The sequence below is a fragment of the Croceicoccus sp. genome, from assembly GCF_983967925.1.
Genome location: NZ_CFETID010000002.1, coordinates 145,456 through 162,274, shown reverse-complemented (window position 1 = coordinate 162,274; position 16,819 = coordinate 145,456). Strand labels below are relative to the sequence as shown.

The following is a 16,819-nucleotide window of genomic DNA, read 5'->3' as shown; positions in this document are numbered from 1 at the left end:
CTCTTTGCCTGATTTCCATCGAACCCCGGCAGTATCTGGATAGTTCGAAGGATTGTCTGGCAAGGATAGGAAGCAGCGGCGCTTCCGGCGTCGTCTGGCGCTCGCAGGGCGGAATGCTCGCCGATGGTTCGCAGGTACCGGGCGACCTTCGAGACCTGTGCCGGGAAAATTCGCTTCGTTTGATCGTCAGGACCGATCTGCGACGCCTGCCTGTCGAACATCCCCTAGTCAGCGCCCACCCCGAAAAATTCCATGTTCGCCGCTCGGTGCACGAGCGCGGCATCGTCGATCCGCGGCAGCCGATGACCCCCAGTGGAGAGGCGCTGGCGCGTCTCGGCCCCGATGCGAGCGAGGATGTGGTGAAGGCGCTGTGCGAGCGGCTGGCTTCGCTGAGGACGGATGGAATAGCCGGCATCTGGATCGACGAGGCCGAGCGGATCGCGCCCGATCTTTACGACGGCCTAATCGCGGCGGCGCGGGGGAAGAGCGATTTTCTCGTTCTTGCAGGATCGGTCGGCACAGGATCCTTCGCCGAGTCCCGATATCTGATCTGCGATGCCGGTCGGTTTGCCGGCGATCCGGCTGCGCTGTCTGCCAAGGTCGATAAGCTGCGGCAGGACGCACCGGTCCTGTGCGATGCAAGCGGAGCGGGTCGCAACGATCCGCGGTTGGTCGCAAGCCTGCCACTGATGGCGGCGCTGGGCGCCGGTGTCGTGGCGCCGCTGGAATGGCTGGATACGCAGCGCGGCGCGCAGGCCTTCGGCGATGCGGTGAGGAACGCGCAGGCGGCATCCGGCTATGACGGCGAGGTGCGCAGCCTATCCAACGCGCTTGACCCGATTGCAGTCATCGCTCGTGCTTCGGGCCCCGATTTGCGCTTTTCGGACAAGGCGCTGCTGATCCTTGCTAATCGCGGCGATGACGAGACAGCGCTGCCAACGGGCGACGCATTATCCGCCGCCGCCGCGGATTTCGGCCCTTGGGACTCTGACGGCGAATTGCAACCGGGCGAGGTACGGCTGATGGAGGTGCGCCGCGCACCCGCAGTCGTATCTGCCAGCGGCGCGCCTGCCGCACAGCCGTCGCGGGATTCGGCAAGGCTGGTCGTGGAGCATGTCGAGCCTTCGGTGGATGGCGGTGCGTTTCCGGTGAAAAGGGTCGTCAGAGATCGTATTGCCGTATCGGCGGTCATCTTTGCCGACGGGCACGAGCAACTGGCGGCCGAATTGCGCTGGCGCGCGATCGACCAAGAGACTTGGTCGTCTGCCCGCATGACGCAGGGCGACAATGACCGGTGGGACGCGGAATTCACGCTGGCCCGCATGGGGCGGCACGAATTTGTGGTCGAGGGCTGGCTGGACCGTTTCGGCGGGTTCCAGCGCGACTTTGCGAAAAAGGTCGATGCAGGGGTGGATCAGCCGGTGGACCGGGCGGAAGGCATGGCGCTGGTGCGCAAGGCGGCAGAGCGCAGCAAGGGCAAGCTTGCCAGCCAGCTCAAGCAGCAGCTTGGCGCGATGGAATCCGCCGATGCCGATGCTGCAACCGAAGGGCTTTTGTCGAAGGATCTGCGCCGCCTGATGGACGAGGCCGACGACAGGCCGCACCGCCTTGTCTCTGCGCCGCAGCAGGTCGATGCGGAACGGATCGAGGCGCAATTTTCCAGCTGGTACGAGATCTTTCCCCGCTCAATGACCCCCGATCCGGAGCGCCACGGCACCTTTGCCGATGTGGTCAACCATCTGCCGCGCATCCGTGCGATGGGTTTCGACACGCTGTATTTCCCGCCGATCCATCCCATCGGCACTGCCAACCGCAAGGGTCCGAACAACACGCTGACCCCCGAAGAGGGCGATCCCGGCAGCCCCTATGCCATCGGCAGCCCCGATGGCGGGCACGATGCGATCCATCCCGAACTGGGCAGCTTCGAGGATTTCGACCGGCTGGTGAAGGCCGCGGCCGATCACGGGCTGGAGATCGCGCTGGACTTCGCGATCCAGGCATCGCCCGATCACCCTTGGCTGAAAGAGCATCCCGGTTGGTTCGCATGGCTGCCCGACGGCAGCATGAAATATGCCGAGAATCCGCCCAAAAAATACCAGGATATCGTCAATGTCGATTTCTATGGCCGCGACGCCGTGCCCGGCCTGTGGGAAGCATTGCGCGACGTGATCCTGTTGTGGGTCGATCACGGCGTGAAGACCTTCCGCGTCGACAATCCGCACACCAAGCCGCTGCCGTTCTGGGAATGGATGATTGGCGATGTGCGCGCTCGGCACCCGGAGGTGATCTTCCTGTCGGAGGCCTTCACCCGCCCGACGATGATGTACCAGCTGGCCAAGGTCGGCTTCAGCCAGAGCTATACCTATTTCACCTGGCGCGACCGCAAGCAGGAGCTGACCGACTATATCACCGAACTGACGAGCGAAGCGCCCAAGGATTTTTACCGCCCGCACTTCTTCGTCAACACGCCCGACATTAACCCGTTTTTCCTGCAGACCGGCGGCCGCCCTGCGCACCGTATTCGCGCGGTGTTGGCGGCGACCCTGTCGGGCCTGTGGGGCGTCTACTCCGGGTTCGAATTGTGCGATGCGACCCCGCTGGGCGCGGGCAAGGAGGAATATCTCGACAGCGAGAAATACGAGATCCGCGTGCGCGACTGGAACGCGCCGGGCAATATCATCGAGGATGTGACCCGGCTCAACCGCCTGCGCCGCGCCAATCCGGCGCTGCAGACGCATCTCAATACCCGCTTCTACGTCGCGCATGACGAGAACGTGATCTGGTACGGCAAGCCCGCGCCCTCGGCGGACGGGTCGCTGCGCGAAATGATCATGGTGATGGTCAACATGGACCCGCACGGCGCCCACGCCTGCGACTATGAGGTTCCGCTGTGGGAATTCGGCCTGCACGACCAGGCCGCCATCGATGTCGAGGACCTGGTCCACGGGCACCGGTTCCAATGGCACGGCAAGATCCAGCATATCCACCTTGCGCCCGATGAACCGTACCGGATCTGGCGACTGACCCACGGAGGAGAGGGCGCATGAACGATCAGGCCAGAACCGAACAGGACATGACCGAAGCCGTGATCACCGCCGCCGACGACCCGCTGTGGTACAAGGACGCGGTCATCTATCAGCTGCATGTGAAATCGTTCTTCGATTCCAACAATGACGGGATCGGCGATTTCGCAGGATTGATAGCCAAGCTCGACTATATCGCCGACCTAGGCGTCACCGCGATCTGGCTGCTGCCCTTCTACCCCTCGCCGCGGCGCGACGACGGTTATGACATCGCCGAATATCGCGACGTCAGCGCGGATTACGGCACGATGGAAGAAGTGCGCGCCTTCATCGACGCGGCCCACGAACGCGGGTTGCGCGTGATTACCGAGCTTATCATCAACCATACCAGCGACCAGCACCCCTGGTTTCAGGCTGCGAGGCTGGCGCCGCCGGGCAGCCCGGAGCGGAATTTCTATGTCTGGTCGGACGACGACAAGCTGTATTCGGGCACCCGCATCATCTTCCTAGACACCGAAAAATCGAACTGGACCTGGGACGAGGAAGCGGGCGCCTATTTCTGGCATCGGTTCTATTCGCATCAGCCCGACCTGAACTTCGACAATCCCGAAGTGCTCAAGGAAGTGCTCTCGATCATGCATTTCTGGCTCGATGCCGGGATCGACGGACTGCGGCTGGACGCCATTCCCTATCTGATCGAGCGCGACGGGACCTCGAACGAAAACCTGCCCGAGACACACGAGATCCTGAAGAAGATCCGCGAGGATCTGGACCAGCACTACGAAGGCAAGATGCTGCTGGCCGAAGCGAACATGTGGCCCGAGGATACGCAGCAATATTTCGGCCAGAACGAGGAGCGGACCGAGGAATGCCACATGGCGTTCCACTTCCCGCTGATGCCGCGCATGTACATGGCGGTGGCGCAGGAAGACCGCTTTCCGATCACCGACATCATGCGCCAGACCCCCCAGATTCCGCCCGATGCGCAATGGGCGATCTTCCTGCGCAACCATGACGAGCTGACGCTGGAAATGGTCACCGATTCCGAGCGTGACTATCTGTGGAACACCTATGCCGCCGATCGGCGCGCGCGCATCAATCTGGGCATCCGCCGCCGCCTCGCCCCGCTGATGGAGCGCGACCGCAGGCGGATCGAGCTGATGAACGCGCTGCTGCTGACCATGCCGGGCACGCCGGTCCTCTATTACGGGGACGAGATCGGGATGGGCGACAACATCCATCTGGGCGACCGCGACGGGGTGCGCACGCCGATGCAATGGTCGCCCGACCGCAACGGCGGTTTCAGCCGCGCCGATCCGCCGCAGCTGGCACTGCCGCCGATCCAGGATCCGCTCTACGGGTACGAGGCGATCAATGTCGAGGCGCAGGAACGCGACCGCCATTCGCTGCTGAACTGGATCAAGCGCATGCTGGCCGTGCGCGGCGAGCATCGCGCGTTTGGACGCGGCACGCAGACCTTCCTGCGGCCTGCCAATCGCAGCATATTGGCCTATGTGCGCCAGCATTCGGACGACGGCGGGGCGGAAACGATCCTTTGCGTCGCCAATCTGAGCCGCACGGCACAGGCCGTGGAACTGGATATGCATGAATTCGAAGGCGAAACACCGGTCGAGCTGTCGGGCGGTGCCGCGTTCCCCAAGATCGGGCACCTGCCCTATCTGCTGACGCTGCCGCCCTATGGGTTCCTGTGGTTCGACCTGCGCGGCGATGTCGAGGCACCCGAATGGTCGTCAAGTGCACCGGGGGTCGAGGTAGAGCGTCATACGTTCGTTCTGCGCCCAGAGCTCGCCGACATCGCCAATGACGGCAATCGGCCGGTGCTGGAACAGGACGTATTGCCCGACTATGTGCGCCAGCGCCGCTGGTTCGGTGCGAAGGACGAAAGGATCGAGGATATCGAGATCGTCCGTCTGACCCCGATGCCGAACACGAATGACCTGCTACTCGCCGAGATTCGCGTCAAGACGACCGGCGGCGAGGCGCTCGACACGCTGCCGTTCGGCATTGCGTGGGAAGGCGAACAGCACGGGCCGTTCGCATCGAACCTCGCCATCGCGCGGGTGCGGCGCGAACGCTATGTCGGGCTGTTGACCGACGGCTTTGCGCTGCGCGAATTCGCCGTTTCGGTGACGCGCGCCATGCTGGACAATGCCCATGTTCCGACCGAGGGCGAGGAGACGACCGAGCATGAGATGCCGGCCGACGGCGGCGAACTTGTGTTCGAAGCGTTCGAGCCCGAGCTGCTGGTCCCGGATGCCGAACCCGAATGGATCGCGGCGGAACAGTCCAACAGCACCCTGATCCTGGGTCGGCAGGTGGTTTTGAAACTGCTGCGCAAGCTGGCCCCCGGTGTGCATCCTGACGCCGAAATGGTGCGTTATCTGGCGGATCGCGGATATGAGGCCGTGCCCCCGATCCTGGGCACGGTGAAGCGGGTGGACGAGGATGGCGAGACGCTGCTGATGATCGCGCAGCGCTTCGTCTATAATCAGGGCGACGGCTGGCAATGGACGCTGCACGCGCTGGAACGGCTTGCCACCGAAACCGACTGGAGCTTTACGAACTACGAGAATTTTGCCGAGAACCTTGGGCGCCGCTTGCGGCAGATGCACGATATTCTCGACCTGCCAAGCGACGACCCCGCATTTTCGCCCGAGCCGATGGACGACGCTGCCGCCGGGCAGCTTGCGGAACGGGTCATGGGCGAGTTCGACAAGGCGGTCGAGCGGCTGGACAATGCCCCATTGTCGGATGAAACGGCGCGCGATGCCGCATTCCTGCGCGAACAGCGCCCCGCCCTTGCGGACAGGATCGCGTCGCTGGCGGGCAAGGCGCAGGGACGCAATCGCACCCGCATTCACGGCGATTTGCATCTGGGGCAGGTGCTGGTCACGGGCGACGACGTAAGGATCATCGATTTCGAAGGCGAACCGGCCCGCCCGTTGGAAGAGCGCCGTGCCAAAGACCTGCCCGCGCGGGATGTGGCAGGCATATTGCGCAGCTTCGATTATGCCGCTGCCGTGGCCGAGCGTAACCGGCCGGCAGCCGCGGATACGTGGGAAGCGCGGGCGGAGGAGGGCACGGCCAGATTCCGCATCGCGGCCAGCGAGGCCTTCTTGCGCGGCTATGCCGGCGAAGGCGAACCCGATCCGTTGCTGCCGATCTTCCTGATCGAGAAGGCGGCCTACGAAATATCCTATGAGGCGGCGAACCGGCCCGACTGGCTGGATGTCCCCCTCGCAGGGCTGACGCATGTGATGCGCGGCCTGCTTTCCGGAGACGACACATGAGTGCTCACGACCATCTGTTCGGCGCAGCCGCCGCCATGCTGGAAGGGCGGCTCGACGATCCCTTCGCGCTGCTCGGCCCGCACAAGGGCGAGGGCGGAACCCTGATCCGCAGCTTCCAGCCGGGGGCGGAGCGGGTCACCCTGCTGTCGCGCGCGGGCAAGGAACTCGCGCAGATGGAGGAGGTCGCACACGGGCTGTTCTCGGGCGAGATCAATTCGGACGAACCCTATGTGCTGCGGGTCGAATGGCCCGGCGGCGCGGTGCAGGAGACCGAGGATCCCTATGCCTATGGGGTGCTGCTGTCCGATTTCGACCTGCATCTGTTTTCCGAAGGCCACCATTTCGAACTGGCCAGCGTGTTCGGCGCGCAGCCGTCGGAGATCGACGGGGTGTCGGGCACGATCTTTTCGGTCTGGGCGCCCAATGCGCGGCGCGTGTCGGTGGTGGGTGAATTCAACGGCTGGGACGGCAGGCGGCACCCGATGCGGCTGCGCCATTCTGCCGGAATGTGGGAATTGTTCGTGCCGCGCATCGGTCCGGGCACGCATTACAAATTCGAGGTCGCGGGCGCGGATGGCGCGATCGTGCAAAAGGCCGACCCGCTGGCCCGCCAGACCGAACGTCCGCCGGGCACCGCCTCCATCGTCGCGCCCCGGCCCGATTTCGCTTGGAACGACTCCGAATGGATGGAGGAGCGCGGCAAGCGCCACGCCCCCGACGCCCCGATCAGCGTGTACGAGGTGCATGCCGGATCGTGGATGAAGCCGGAAGGCGCCGGCGATGTGGCACTGGGCTGGCGCGCTCTGGCCGATAAGCTGATCCCCTATGTCGCGGAAATGGGCTTTACCCATGTCGAACTGCTGCCGATCATGGAGCATCCGTTCGGCGGATCGTGGGGCTATCAGCCGCTGTCGCAATTCGCCCCCTCGGCCCGCTTCGGCACGCCCGAGGGTTTCGCGATCTTCGTCGACAAGTGCCACCGCGCCGGAATCGGCGTCATCCTCGACTGGGTGCCCGCGCATTTCCCGACCGACGCGCATGGGCTGGCCCATTTCGACGGCACGCATCTGTACGAACATGCGGACCCGCGCGAGGGGTTCCACCAGGACTGGAACACGCTGATCTACAACCTTGGCCGAAACGAGGTGTCGGGCTTCCTGCTCGCCTCGGCCATGTGGTGGTTGGAGACGTTCCATGTCGATGGCCTCCGCGTCGATGCGGTCGCCTCGATGCTCTACCGCGATTACAGCCGCAACGCGGGCGAATGGGTGCCCAACGTCCATGGCGGGCGCGAGAATCTTGAGAGCGTGGGCTTCCTCAAGCACCTCAATTCCATTGTCGGCGAACGTTGCCCCGGCGCGATCACCATTGCCGAGGAATCGACCGCGTGGCCGGGCGTCTCCGCGCCGGTGTCGCAGGGCGGGCTGGGCTTCGACTACAAGTGGAACATGGGCTGGATGCACGACACGCTGCAATATTTCGAGCGTGATCCGATGTACCGCAAATGGCACCACGGCGAGCTGACCTTTCCGATGGTCTATGCCTATTCGGAAAAATACGTTCTGCCGATCAGCCATGACGAGGTGGTGCACGGCAAGGGCAGCCTGCTGGACAAGATGCCGGGCGACCGCTGGCGCAAATTCGCCAATCTGCGCGCCTATCTGGCGTTCATGTGGACGCATCCGGGCAAGAAGCTGCTGTTCATGGGCTGCGAACTGGGGATGGAGACCGAGTGGAACCATGACCAGTCGATCCCCTGGGACTTGCTGGAACAGCACGAGCATGCCGCGGTGCAGATGCTGCTGCGCGACCTCAACGCGCTCTATCTGACCGAGGGTGCGCTGCACCAGCGCGATACCGATCCGGCAGGCTTTCAGTGGCTGGTGGGTGACGATGCCGAAAACAGCGTCTTTGCCTTCATGCGGCGCGGCGCGGACGGATCGCCGATCGTGGCGATCTTCAATCTGACGCCGCAGGCCATCGGCGACTATCGCCTCGGCCTGCCGCTGGGCGGTCAATGGCACGAGGCGCTCAATTCCGATGCCGAGCAGTTTGGCGGCAGCAATGCCGGCAATGGCGGCGCGGTTCAAGCCGATGGGGAACCCTGCCACGGGCAGCAGCATTCCGCATCCGTCACCTTGCCGCCGCTTGGCGCGCTGATCCTCCGACATGAAGGGGGCCACGCTTGATTCAGTTGCCCGACCGGCTCGAAGCCGGATCGCCTTACCCGCTGGGCGCCACGTTCGATGGCCTTGGCGTTAATTTCGCCGTGTTCTCGGCCAATGCCGACAAGATCGAGCTGTGCATCTTCGATCCCACGGGCCGCAAGCAGGTGGGCTGCCTGGAACTGCCCGAATGGACCGATGAGGTCTGGCACGGCTATCTGCCCGAGGCCAAGCCGGGGCTGGTCTATGGCTTTCGCGCGCATGGGCGGTATGAGCCGGAGAACGGCCACCGCTTCAATCCGAACAAGCTGCTGCTCGACCCCTATGCAAGGCGCATGACCGGGCAGCTGCGCTGGACCGATGCGCTGCATGGCTACAATGTGCGGTCGAAGCGCAAGGACCTCAGCTTCGACCGGCGCGATAGCGCTTCGGCCATGCCGAAATCGGTGGTGGGGGAAAGCGCCTTCAACTGGACCGGCGACGTGCGCCCGCGCGTGCCATGGCACGATACGGTCATTTACGAAGCGCATGTGAAGGGCCTGACCCGCCTGATGGAGGCGGTCCCGCACGAGGAGCGCGGCACCTATGCCGCGCTGGGCCATCCGCGCCTGATCGAACATCTGCAGCGCATCGGCGTGACCACGCTGGAACTGCTGCCGATCCATTCCTTCGTGCAGGACCGGCGGCTGCAGGAAATGGGGCTGGTCAACTACTGGGGCTATAATACGCTGACCTTTTTTGCGCCCGAGCGCCGTTATATGAGCGGCGAGCAGGGCGGGGACGAGTTGCGCTTTGCCATCCGCCGCCTGCACGCCGCGGGGATCGAGGTGATCCTCGACGTCGTCTATAACCATACCGCCGAGGGCAGCGAACTTGGCCCCACCCTCAATTTCCGCGGGCTGGACAATGCGACCTATTACCGGCTGGTCGAGGATAACGCCCGCTATTGCGTGAACGATACCGGCACCGGCAACACGCTGGATCTCAGCCATCCGCGCGTGTTGCAGATGGTGGCGGATTCGCTGCGGTACTGGGCCGAAAGCTTCCATGTCGACGGATTCCGCTTCGACCTGGGCGTGACGCTGGGACGCGACGGCAACAACGGGTTCGATCCGCGCAGCGGCTTTTTCGACGTGCTGCGGCAGGACCCGGTGCTGAACCAGCTCAAGCTGATTTCCGAGCCGTGGGACATCGGGCCGGGCGGATACCAGCTGGGCAACCACCCGCCCGGTTTCGCCGAGTGGAACGACAAGTTCCGCGACGCGACCCGCAGCTTCTGGCGCGGCGATCAGGGAATGCGCCCGGAATTCGCGCGCCGCATCTCCGGCTCTGCCGATCTGTTCGACCTACGCGCGCGGCGTCCGTGGGCCAGCGTCAATTTCGTCACCGCGCATGACGGCTTCACGCTGAACGACACGGTCAGCTACGAGCAGCGCCATAACGAGGCGAACGGCGAGGACAATCGCGACGGCCATTCGGACAATAATTCGAACAACTGGGGCGTCGAGGGGCCAACCGACGATCCCGGCATCCGCAGCCTGCGCGAGAAGCTCAAGCGGTCGATGCTGGCGACCTTGTTCTTCTCTTCGGGCACGCCGATGCTGCTGGCGGGTGACGAGATAGGGCGAACGCAGAACGGCAACAACAATGCCTATTGCCAGGATAACGAGCTGAGCTGGATCGACTGGTCGCCGCTGGGCACGGCGGAGGGACATTTGCTGAGCGATTTCGTCCGGCGGCTGACCGCGGCGCGGCGCCACTACCCGCTGCTGCGCGCCCGCCGATTCCTGCATGGCGAGGTGGAGGTGGCCGAAGGCATCCCCGACATCGACTGGTTCGACGAGCGCGGCGTGCACCTCAGCGAAGAGGACTGGAACAACGCCGACGGGCGCGCGCTGGTGATGCGGCGTGCGCGCAGGCGCAAGGATGGCGCGCTGGAAGTCGTGACCATGCTGACGAACGCCGCCGATGTCCCGCTGACCTTCAAGCTGCCCCCGCCGCCGGGGCTGGAGCGGCGGGTCATCATCGACAGCGCCGACCCGCATGCGACCGAATACGAAGTGGAGAACGAGGTCGTCGTGCAGGACCGGGCGGTCATGCTGATCGTCGGCACGGGAGATGTCGATTGAACGCGGCATGGGGACCCGAACCTCTTGCGGATGGCCGGTTCCGCTTTCGCCTCTGGGCGCCCGACCGACAGGAGGTGAAGCTGGAGCTGCGCGGCGGACCGGCCCACTCGCTTGTGCGCGACGTCGACGGCTGGTTCGCATGCGAAGCCGAGGCTGCGCCCGGCGCGCGCTATCGTTTCTGGCTCGATGACGAAATGGTGGTCGCCGATCCCGCTTCGCGGGCGCAGGACGGCGGCGTGCATGGGTGGAGCGTGCTGACCGAAGTCGCACCGCCGGACGCGCGCGATGCCGCCTGGAAGGGCCGCGCATGGGCGGAGGCGGTGGTGATGGAAGTCCACGCGGGCGTGCTGGGCGGTTTTGCCGGTGTAGCCGAACGCCTGCGCGATTGGGCCGATATGGGCATAACCGCGATCGAACTGATGCCCGTCGCGGCGTTCGGAGGCACGCGCAACTGGGGCTATGACGGCGTGCTGCCCTATGCGGTGGCGGAAAGCTATGGCACGCCCGAGGAACTGACCGCGCTGATCGACCGGGCGCACGAGCTGGGGCTGATGGTGTTGCTCGACGTGGTTTACAACCACTTCGGGCCCGACGGGAATTATCTGGGCGCCTATGCCTCGGATTTCTTCGACCGGCAGGCCGATACGCCGTGGGGCGGCGCGGTCGCCGTTTCGCGCGAGCCGGTGCGGCGGTTCTTCATCGACAATGCGCTGATGTGGCTGCGCGATTACGGGTTCGACGGGCTGCGCTTCGATGCGGTCCATGCCATTCGCGACAGCAATTTCCTCGACGCCATGGCGCGCGAGATCCGCTCCAGCCAGCCGGATCGGCACATCCATCTGGTGCTGGAGAACGAGAGCAACGATGCCGCGCGGCTGATGACCGGGCTTTACGATGCCCAGTGGAACGACGATTTTCACAACACGCTGCATGTGCTGCTGACCGGCGAGACAGAGGGTTATTACGCGGGCTTTGCCGACGATCCGACGCAAAGGCTGGCCCGCTGCCTTGCCGAAGGCTTCGTCTATCAGGGCGAAACACCGCCGGGCGAGAACGCCCATCCACGCGGAACGCCCAGCGCGCATCTGCCCGCGACGCGCTTCGTGTCCTTTCTGCAGAACCATGACCAGACCGGCAATCGCGCGATGGGAGAGCGGCTGATCCATCTGACCGGCACGGCGAAGCTGCGCGCTGCCACCGCGCTGCTGCTGCTCTGCCCGCAGATCCCGCTGCTGTTCATGGGCGAGGAGGAGGGGAGCCGTTCGCCGTTCCTGTTCTTCACCGATTTTCACGACGATCTGGCCGATGCCGTGCGCGAGGGGCGGCGCCGCGAATTCGCCCGCTTTTCCGCCTTTGCCGATGAGGAGGCGCGTCGGCGCATACCCGATCCCAATGCATTAGAGACATTCGAGGCTTCGCGCCCCGTGCCGGGCGAGGACGCGGAGGAATGGCGTTCGCTGTACGGTTCGCTGCTGGCGTTGCGGCACGAGAGGATCGTCCCGCGGCTTGTCGGCACGACGGGCAAGGGGGCCGAGGTGCTGGGCGAGGGCGCGGTGTGTGCTGAATGGCGCATGGGCGACGGTACCGAGCTGACCATTGCGATCAATATCGGCGAGGAGGCGGTCCGCTTTCCCGATCATGGCGAACCATTCTTTTCCCTGGGCCAGCCGGGCGATCCATCCAGTTTCGCGGCGTTTCTGGCATGAGCGAGGCATTGCACCTTCTGGCTGCAAAGGCCGGGTTGCAGATCGATTGGGAAGATGCCGGCGGCCAGCAGCGGTGCGTGTCGGACGGCAGCCTGCGACAAGTGCTCGCCGCGCTGGGTTATCCGGCCGAGGGTGAGCGCGAGATAGCGGAAAGCCTTGCGCGATGCGAAAGCGATGCCGCCGATTGCCGTTTCGTTTCGGGCGATGCGGGGCAGCCTGTCGCGCTGCCGAATAACTGGAATGCGGATCGGGCCGAAATCATCCTCGAAGGCGGGGAGACGCTCGAGGTGCAAATCGAACGGACGGCGAGCGGCTCGCGGCTGATCGCGCCGCGCCAGATCGGCTATCACCGGCTGGTGACGGACGGGCGTGAATGGACGCTGGCCGTCGCGCCGCCGCAATGCCTTGGCCCCGCCGAACTTGCGCCGCGGGCAAGACCTTGGGGGACTTCGGTGCAAGTCCCTTCGCTGCGTGACGAGCGGCAGGGGGCATTCGGCGATTTCGGCAGTCTCGTCCCCGTAGCGCAGGGCTTGGCGCAGGCGGGCGCCGATGCGCTGGCGATCAGCCCCGTTCACGCGCTGTTTCCAGCCGATGCTTCGCGCTTCAGCCCCTATGCGCCGTCCAGCAGGCTGTTCCTCAACATCCTGTTCGGCGATCCCGCGCTGGTGGGCGAACCCGTCGCGCCTGCAGAGCAGAGCGAGCTGATCGACTGGGCAACAGCGATCCCGCGACGCATGACCGAGCTGCGCCGCGCATATGAGAATTGCGGAGACGCGGTACGGGCCAGGGTCGCGGCATGGCGCGCCGAACAGGGCGAGGAGCTGGAGCGTCACGCGATCTTCGATACGCTGTTTGCCCGCTTCTTTCCCGATGGCGCAAGCGGATGGCAGGCCTGGCCAGCCGAATACCGCGATCCGGCCTCGGACGAGGTGGCGCGCTTTGCAGCCGAGCATCGGGGCGAGGTCGATTTTTATATCTTCGCGCAATGGCTTGCCGCCGCCAGCCTCGATGCCGCGCAGGATGCGGCGCGGGCGGGCGGTATGGCCATAGGGCTGATCGCCGATCTAGCGGTCGGCATGGACGGCGGCGGCAGCCATGCGTGGAGCCGGCGCGAGGACCTGCTGGAGGGACTTTCGATCGGCGCACCGCCCGATCCGCTGGGGCCGCAGGGGCAGGACTGGGGGCTGACCGGCTTTTCGCCGCGCGCGCTGAAGCGCACCGGTTTCGCCGGTTTCATCGCCACCCTGCGCGCCGCGCTGGACCATGCGGGGGGCGTTCGGATCGATCATGTGCTTGGCCTCAATCGCCTGTGGGTCGTGCCGCATAGCGAGCCGTCGGCGCAGGGCGCCTATCTGCGCTATCCGTTGGACGACATGCTGCGCATCCTTGCCATCGAATCCCATCGCGCCGGGGCCATCGTGATCGGCGAGGATCTGGGCACGGTTCCCGAAGGCCTGCGCCCCCGGCTGACCGGGCGCAACGTGCTGGGCATGCGGGTGTTGTGGTTCGAACGCGGCAAGGACGGCGGTTTCGTTCCGCCCCGGCAATGGCCGGTGAAGGCGGCAGCCATGACCGGCACGCATGACACGGTCACCGTCGCGGGATGGTGGCGGGGCCGGGACATCGACTGGAACCGCAAGCTGGGTCGCCACGATCCCGGCCAGAGCGAAGCGCAGGAACGCGAGGCGCGCGGCGAGGATCGCGCGAAGCTGTGGTCGGCCCTATCGGCATCCGGTGCGGCGACAGGGCCGCAGCCGGAACCGCTGGAGCAGGCGAAGGTCGTCGATGCCGCGGCGCGCCATGTCGCGCAGGCCACTTGCGAGCTGGCGATCGTACCCTTGGAAGATATCGCCGGGGTGGTCGAGCAGCCCAATCTTCCCGGCACCACCGACGAACATCCCAACTGGCGGCGCCGCATGCCTGCCGACACCGGCCTGCTGCTGCGGCAGCCCGATATCGCCGCCCGCCTGCACGCCATCGACAGGATACGCCAATGATCCCGCGCGCCACCTATCGGTTCCAGTTCAACCGCGACTTCCCCTTCGCGCGGGCCGAGGAACTGGTGCCCTATCTCGACAGGCTAGGCATCAGCCATGTCTATGCCTCGCCCATCACCACGGCGCGGGCGGGTTCTTCCCATGGCTATGACGTGATCGAGCCCACGCGCGTCAATCCGGAACTGGGCGGAGAGGACGCGCTGCGCAGCCTGGTCGCGGCCCTTAGGGCGCGGGACATGGGCCTGATCATCGATATCGTACCCAACCATATGGGCGTGGCGGGCGGCGGGAATGCGTGGTGGAACGATGTGCTGGCGCATGGTCAGGCCAGCGAATACGCGCGTTTCTTCGACATTGACTGGAGCGAGCCGCTGCTGCTGCCGATCCTGGGTGCGCCGCTGGAAGACGTGCTGGCGGATGGGCAGATCGCGATCGATCGCAGCGGGTTCCAGCCGACGCTTACCGTCTATGGCGAGCATCGCGTGCCGCTTTCGCCGGAAAGCCGCGGGGATCTTCCCAAGGTGGGCGACAAGGCAGGTCTCGCCGCGCTGCTCGAACGGCAGCATTACCGGCTGGGCTGGTGGCGGCTCGCCGATGACGAGCTGAACTGGCGGCGCTTCTTCACGATCAGCGAGCTTGCGGGCCTGCGCGTGGAGGATCCGGACGTGTTCGAGGAAACGCACGCGCTCTATTTCCGGCTGTGGCGCGAGGGGCTGATCGACGGAGTGCGGATCGACCATGTCGACGGGCTGGTCGATCCGGCGTCCTATTGCCGCAAGCTGCGCCGCCGGTTCGAGGAAGAGGCGCGCGATCCCGAAGCGCCGTCCGGCCCTGCCTATATCGTAGTCGAGAAGATTCTCGGCCCCGGCGAGACCATGCCCGGCGACTGGGGGATCGACGGCACCAGCGGCTATGATTTCATGGAGGATGTTGCCGCCTTGCTCCACGATCCGCGGGGCGAGGCGGATCTTTCGGCACTCTGGACAGATTCCTCCGGGCGGACGGCGGACTTTGCCGCCGAGGAACTGCGTGCGCGGCAGGATATGCTGTCGTGGGCTTTCGCAGGACAGTTCGATCGCTGCATCGATGCGTTTGCCGCGCTTGCGGCGTCCTCTGCGCAGACGGCCTCGTTCAGCCGGTCTATGCTGCGGCGCGCGCTGGAGCGGCTGTTGTGGGTGTTCCCTGTCTATCGCACCTACGGGACCGGCAGCGATGCCCCGCCCGGCGATGCGCGCATCCGGCGTCTTGCGCGCGAACGTGTGGAGCCCTTTCTGCCCCCCGGCGAGGCGCATGTGACCGATGCGGTGCTGGCGTGGCTGGCGGGCGAGGGGGAAGGCGATCCGGCGCTGGCCCTGAAGGCTGTCGCGCGCTTTCAGCAATTGTCCTCGCCGATCGCGGCCAAGGCGGTGGAGGATACAGCCTTCTACCGCTATGGGCGCCTGCTTTCGCGCACCGATGTTGGCTTTGACCCGGCGCATTTCGCGATGAGCGTGCCCGATTTCCACCGTGCCTGCATGGCCCGCGCGGCGCAGTTCCCCCATGCCATGCTGACCACGGCAACGCACGACCACAAGCGGGGAGAGGATACGCGTGCGCGGCTTGCGGTGTTGAGCGCCGATCCCGAACTGTGGCAACGGCATGTGCGCGAATGGGATGCGCTGGCGGGGCCGGATCATGCGGATGTGCATCCGGGCGACCGCTATACGCTCTATCAGTCGCTGTTCGGCGCATGGCCGGACGGGCTGGACCCGGACGATCGGGAAGGTGTGTATCGCTTTGCCGAACGCATGAAGGGCTGGCAGGAAAAAGCGCTGCGAGAGGCCAAGCTGCGGTCAAGCTGGACCGCGCCCGACAGCGCTTACGAGGCGCGCTGCATGGCGCTGGTCGAATACGCACTGATGCCTGCCGGAGAGCTGGCCCGCGGCATCGCCGGTCTCGTCCGTTCGACATCACCTGCCACCCTTTCGAACATGCTGGTACAGGCGGCGCTGCGCATGGCCGTGCCGGGCGTGCCCGATTGCTATCAGGGCACCGAGCTTCCCGATTACAGCCTGGTCGATCCCGATAATCGCCGCCCGGTCGACTATGACCTGCGCCGCGACATGCTGGACCGCATGCCGGAGGGGCGGGAAGTGCATCCCAAGATGCGCCTGATCGCCGCCATGCTGCGGGCGAGGCGCGAGGATCCTGCGCTGTTTGCGGGGGCCGGTTATGACACCGTGTCTGTCGAAGGTGCGCGCGCAGATGATGTGATCGCGTTCGAGCGGACATCGGGCGGCCGGCGTTTGTCCTTTGCAGCGGCGTTGCGCTGCGGAAGGGCGCTTATCGGCGGAGACAGCCCCGTTCCCGGCCCCGGTTACTGGGGCGACACCAGCATAATGTTCGCTGGAAAGACAATCGCCGCGCGCGAGTGTTTCGCACATCTGCCGGTTTTCGCTGCGCGGGACGGGGAGACGCTGGCGCTGGATTGATCGGCGGTATCGGCGCG

7 protein-coding genes are annotated in these 16,819 nt (G+C 65.3%); all 7 read left to right on the top strand.

All coding sequences use genetic code 11. The features are described from left to right. Positions 1 to 179: 179 nt before the first annotated feature. Genes AC4FIJ_RS01985 through treY form a run of 7 tightly spaced genes read left to right on the top strand, consistent with a single transcriptional unit; the run spans position 180 to position 16,802 of the window. Positions 180 to 3,047 (top strand): alpha-1,4-glucan--maltose-1-phosphate maltosyltransferase, encoded by a 2,868-nt coding sequence (locus AC4FIJ_RS01985; protein WP_490335057.1) that lies wholly within the window; start codon positions 180 to 182, stop codon positions 3,045 to 3,047. Further along, positions 3,044 to 6,334, top strand: coding sequence for a maltose alpha-D-glucosyltransferase (gene treS, locus AC4FIJ_RS01980; RefSeq protein ID WP_490335056.1), 3,291 nt, complete (start codon positions 3,044 to 3,046; stop codon positions 6,332 to 6,334). The genes AC4FIJ_RS01985 and treS overlap by 4 nt, the downstream gene beginning before the upstream one ends. After that, positions 6,331 to 8,523 carry a 1,4-alpha-glucan branching protein GlgB gene (gene glgB, locus AC4FIJ_RS01975; RefSeq protein ID WP_490335055.1) on the top strand — a complete coding sequence of 731 codons (2,193 nt, stop codon included), beginning with the start codon at positions 6,331 to 6,333 and terminating at the stop codon, positions 8,521 to 8,523. The genes treS and glgB overlap by 4 nt, the downstream gene beginning before the upstream one ends. Further along, positions 8,520 to 10,628, top strand: coding sequence for a glycogen debranching protein GlgX (glgX, locus tag AC4FIJ_RS01970; RefSeq protein ID WP_490335054.1), 2,109 nt, complete (start codon positions 8,520 to 8,522; stop codon positions 10,626 to 10,628). Before glgB ends, glgX begins: the two co-directional genes overlap by 4 nt. Then, positions 10,625 to 12,334: a malto-oligosyltrehalose trehalohydrolase gene (gene treZ / locus AC4FIJ_RS01965; RefSeq protein ID WP_490335053.1), complete on the top strand. Its 1,710-nt coding sequence runs from the start codon at positions 10,625 to 10,627 to the stop codon at positions 12,332 to 12,334. Before glgX ends, treZ begins: the two co-directional genes overlap by 4 nt. Continuing rightward, complete coding sequence (malQ, locus tag AC4FIJ_RS01960; protein WP_490335052.1) at positions 12,331 to 14,331, top strand: 4-alpha-glucanotransferase; 2,001 nt, start codon at positions 12,331 to 12,333, stop codon at positions 14,329 to 14,331. Before treZ ends, malQ begins: the two co-directional genes overlap by 4 nt. Then, positions 14,328 to 16,802: a malto-oligosyltrehalose synthase gene (gene treY / locus AC4FIJ_RS01955; RefSeq protein WP_490335051.1), complete on the top strand. Its 2,475-nt coding sequence runs from the start codon at positions 14,328 to 14,330 to the stop codon at positions 16,800 to 16,802. Before malQ ends, treY begins: the two co-directional genes overlap by 4 nt. Positions 16,803 to 16,819: the final 17 nt, after the last annotated feature.

Excerpts from the sequence above, each read along its gene's own strand:
- treS (WP_490335056.1), top strand. The coding sequence starts at position 3,044 with ATGAACGATCAGGCCAGAACCGAACAGGACATGACCGAAGCCGTGATC.
- glgB (WP_490335055.1), top strand. The coding sequence starts at position 6,331 with ATGAGTGCTCACGACCATCTGTTCGGCGCAGCCGCCGCCATGCTGGAA.
- malQ (WP_490335052.1), top strand. The coding sequence starts at position 12,331 with ATGAGCGAGGCATTGCACCTTCTGGCTGCAAAGGCCGGGTTGCAGATC.
- treY (WP_490335051.1), top strand. The coding sequence starts at position 14,328 with ATGATCCCGCGCGCCACCTATCGGTTCCAGTTCAACCGCGACTTCCCC.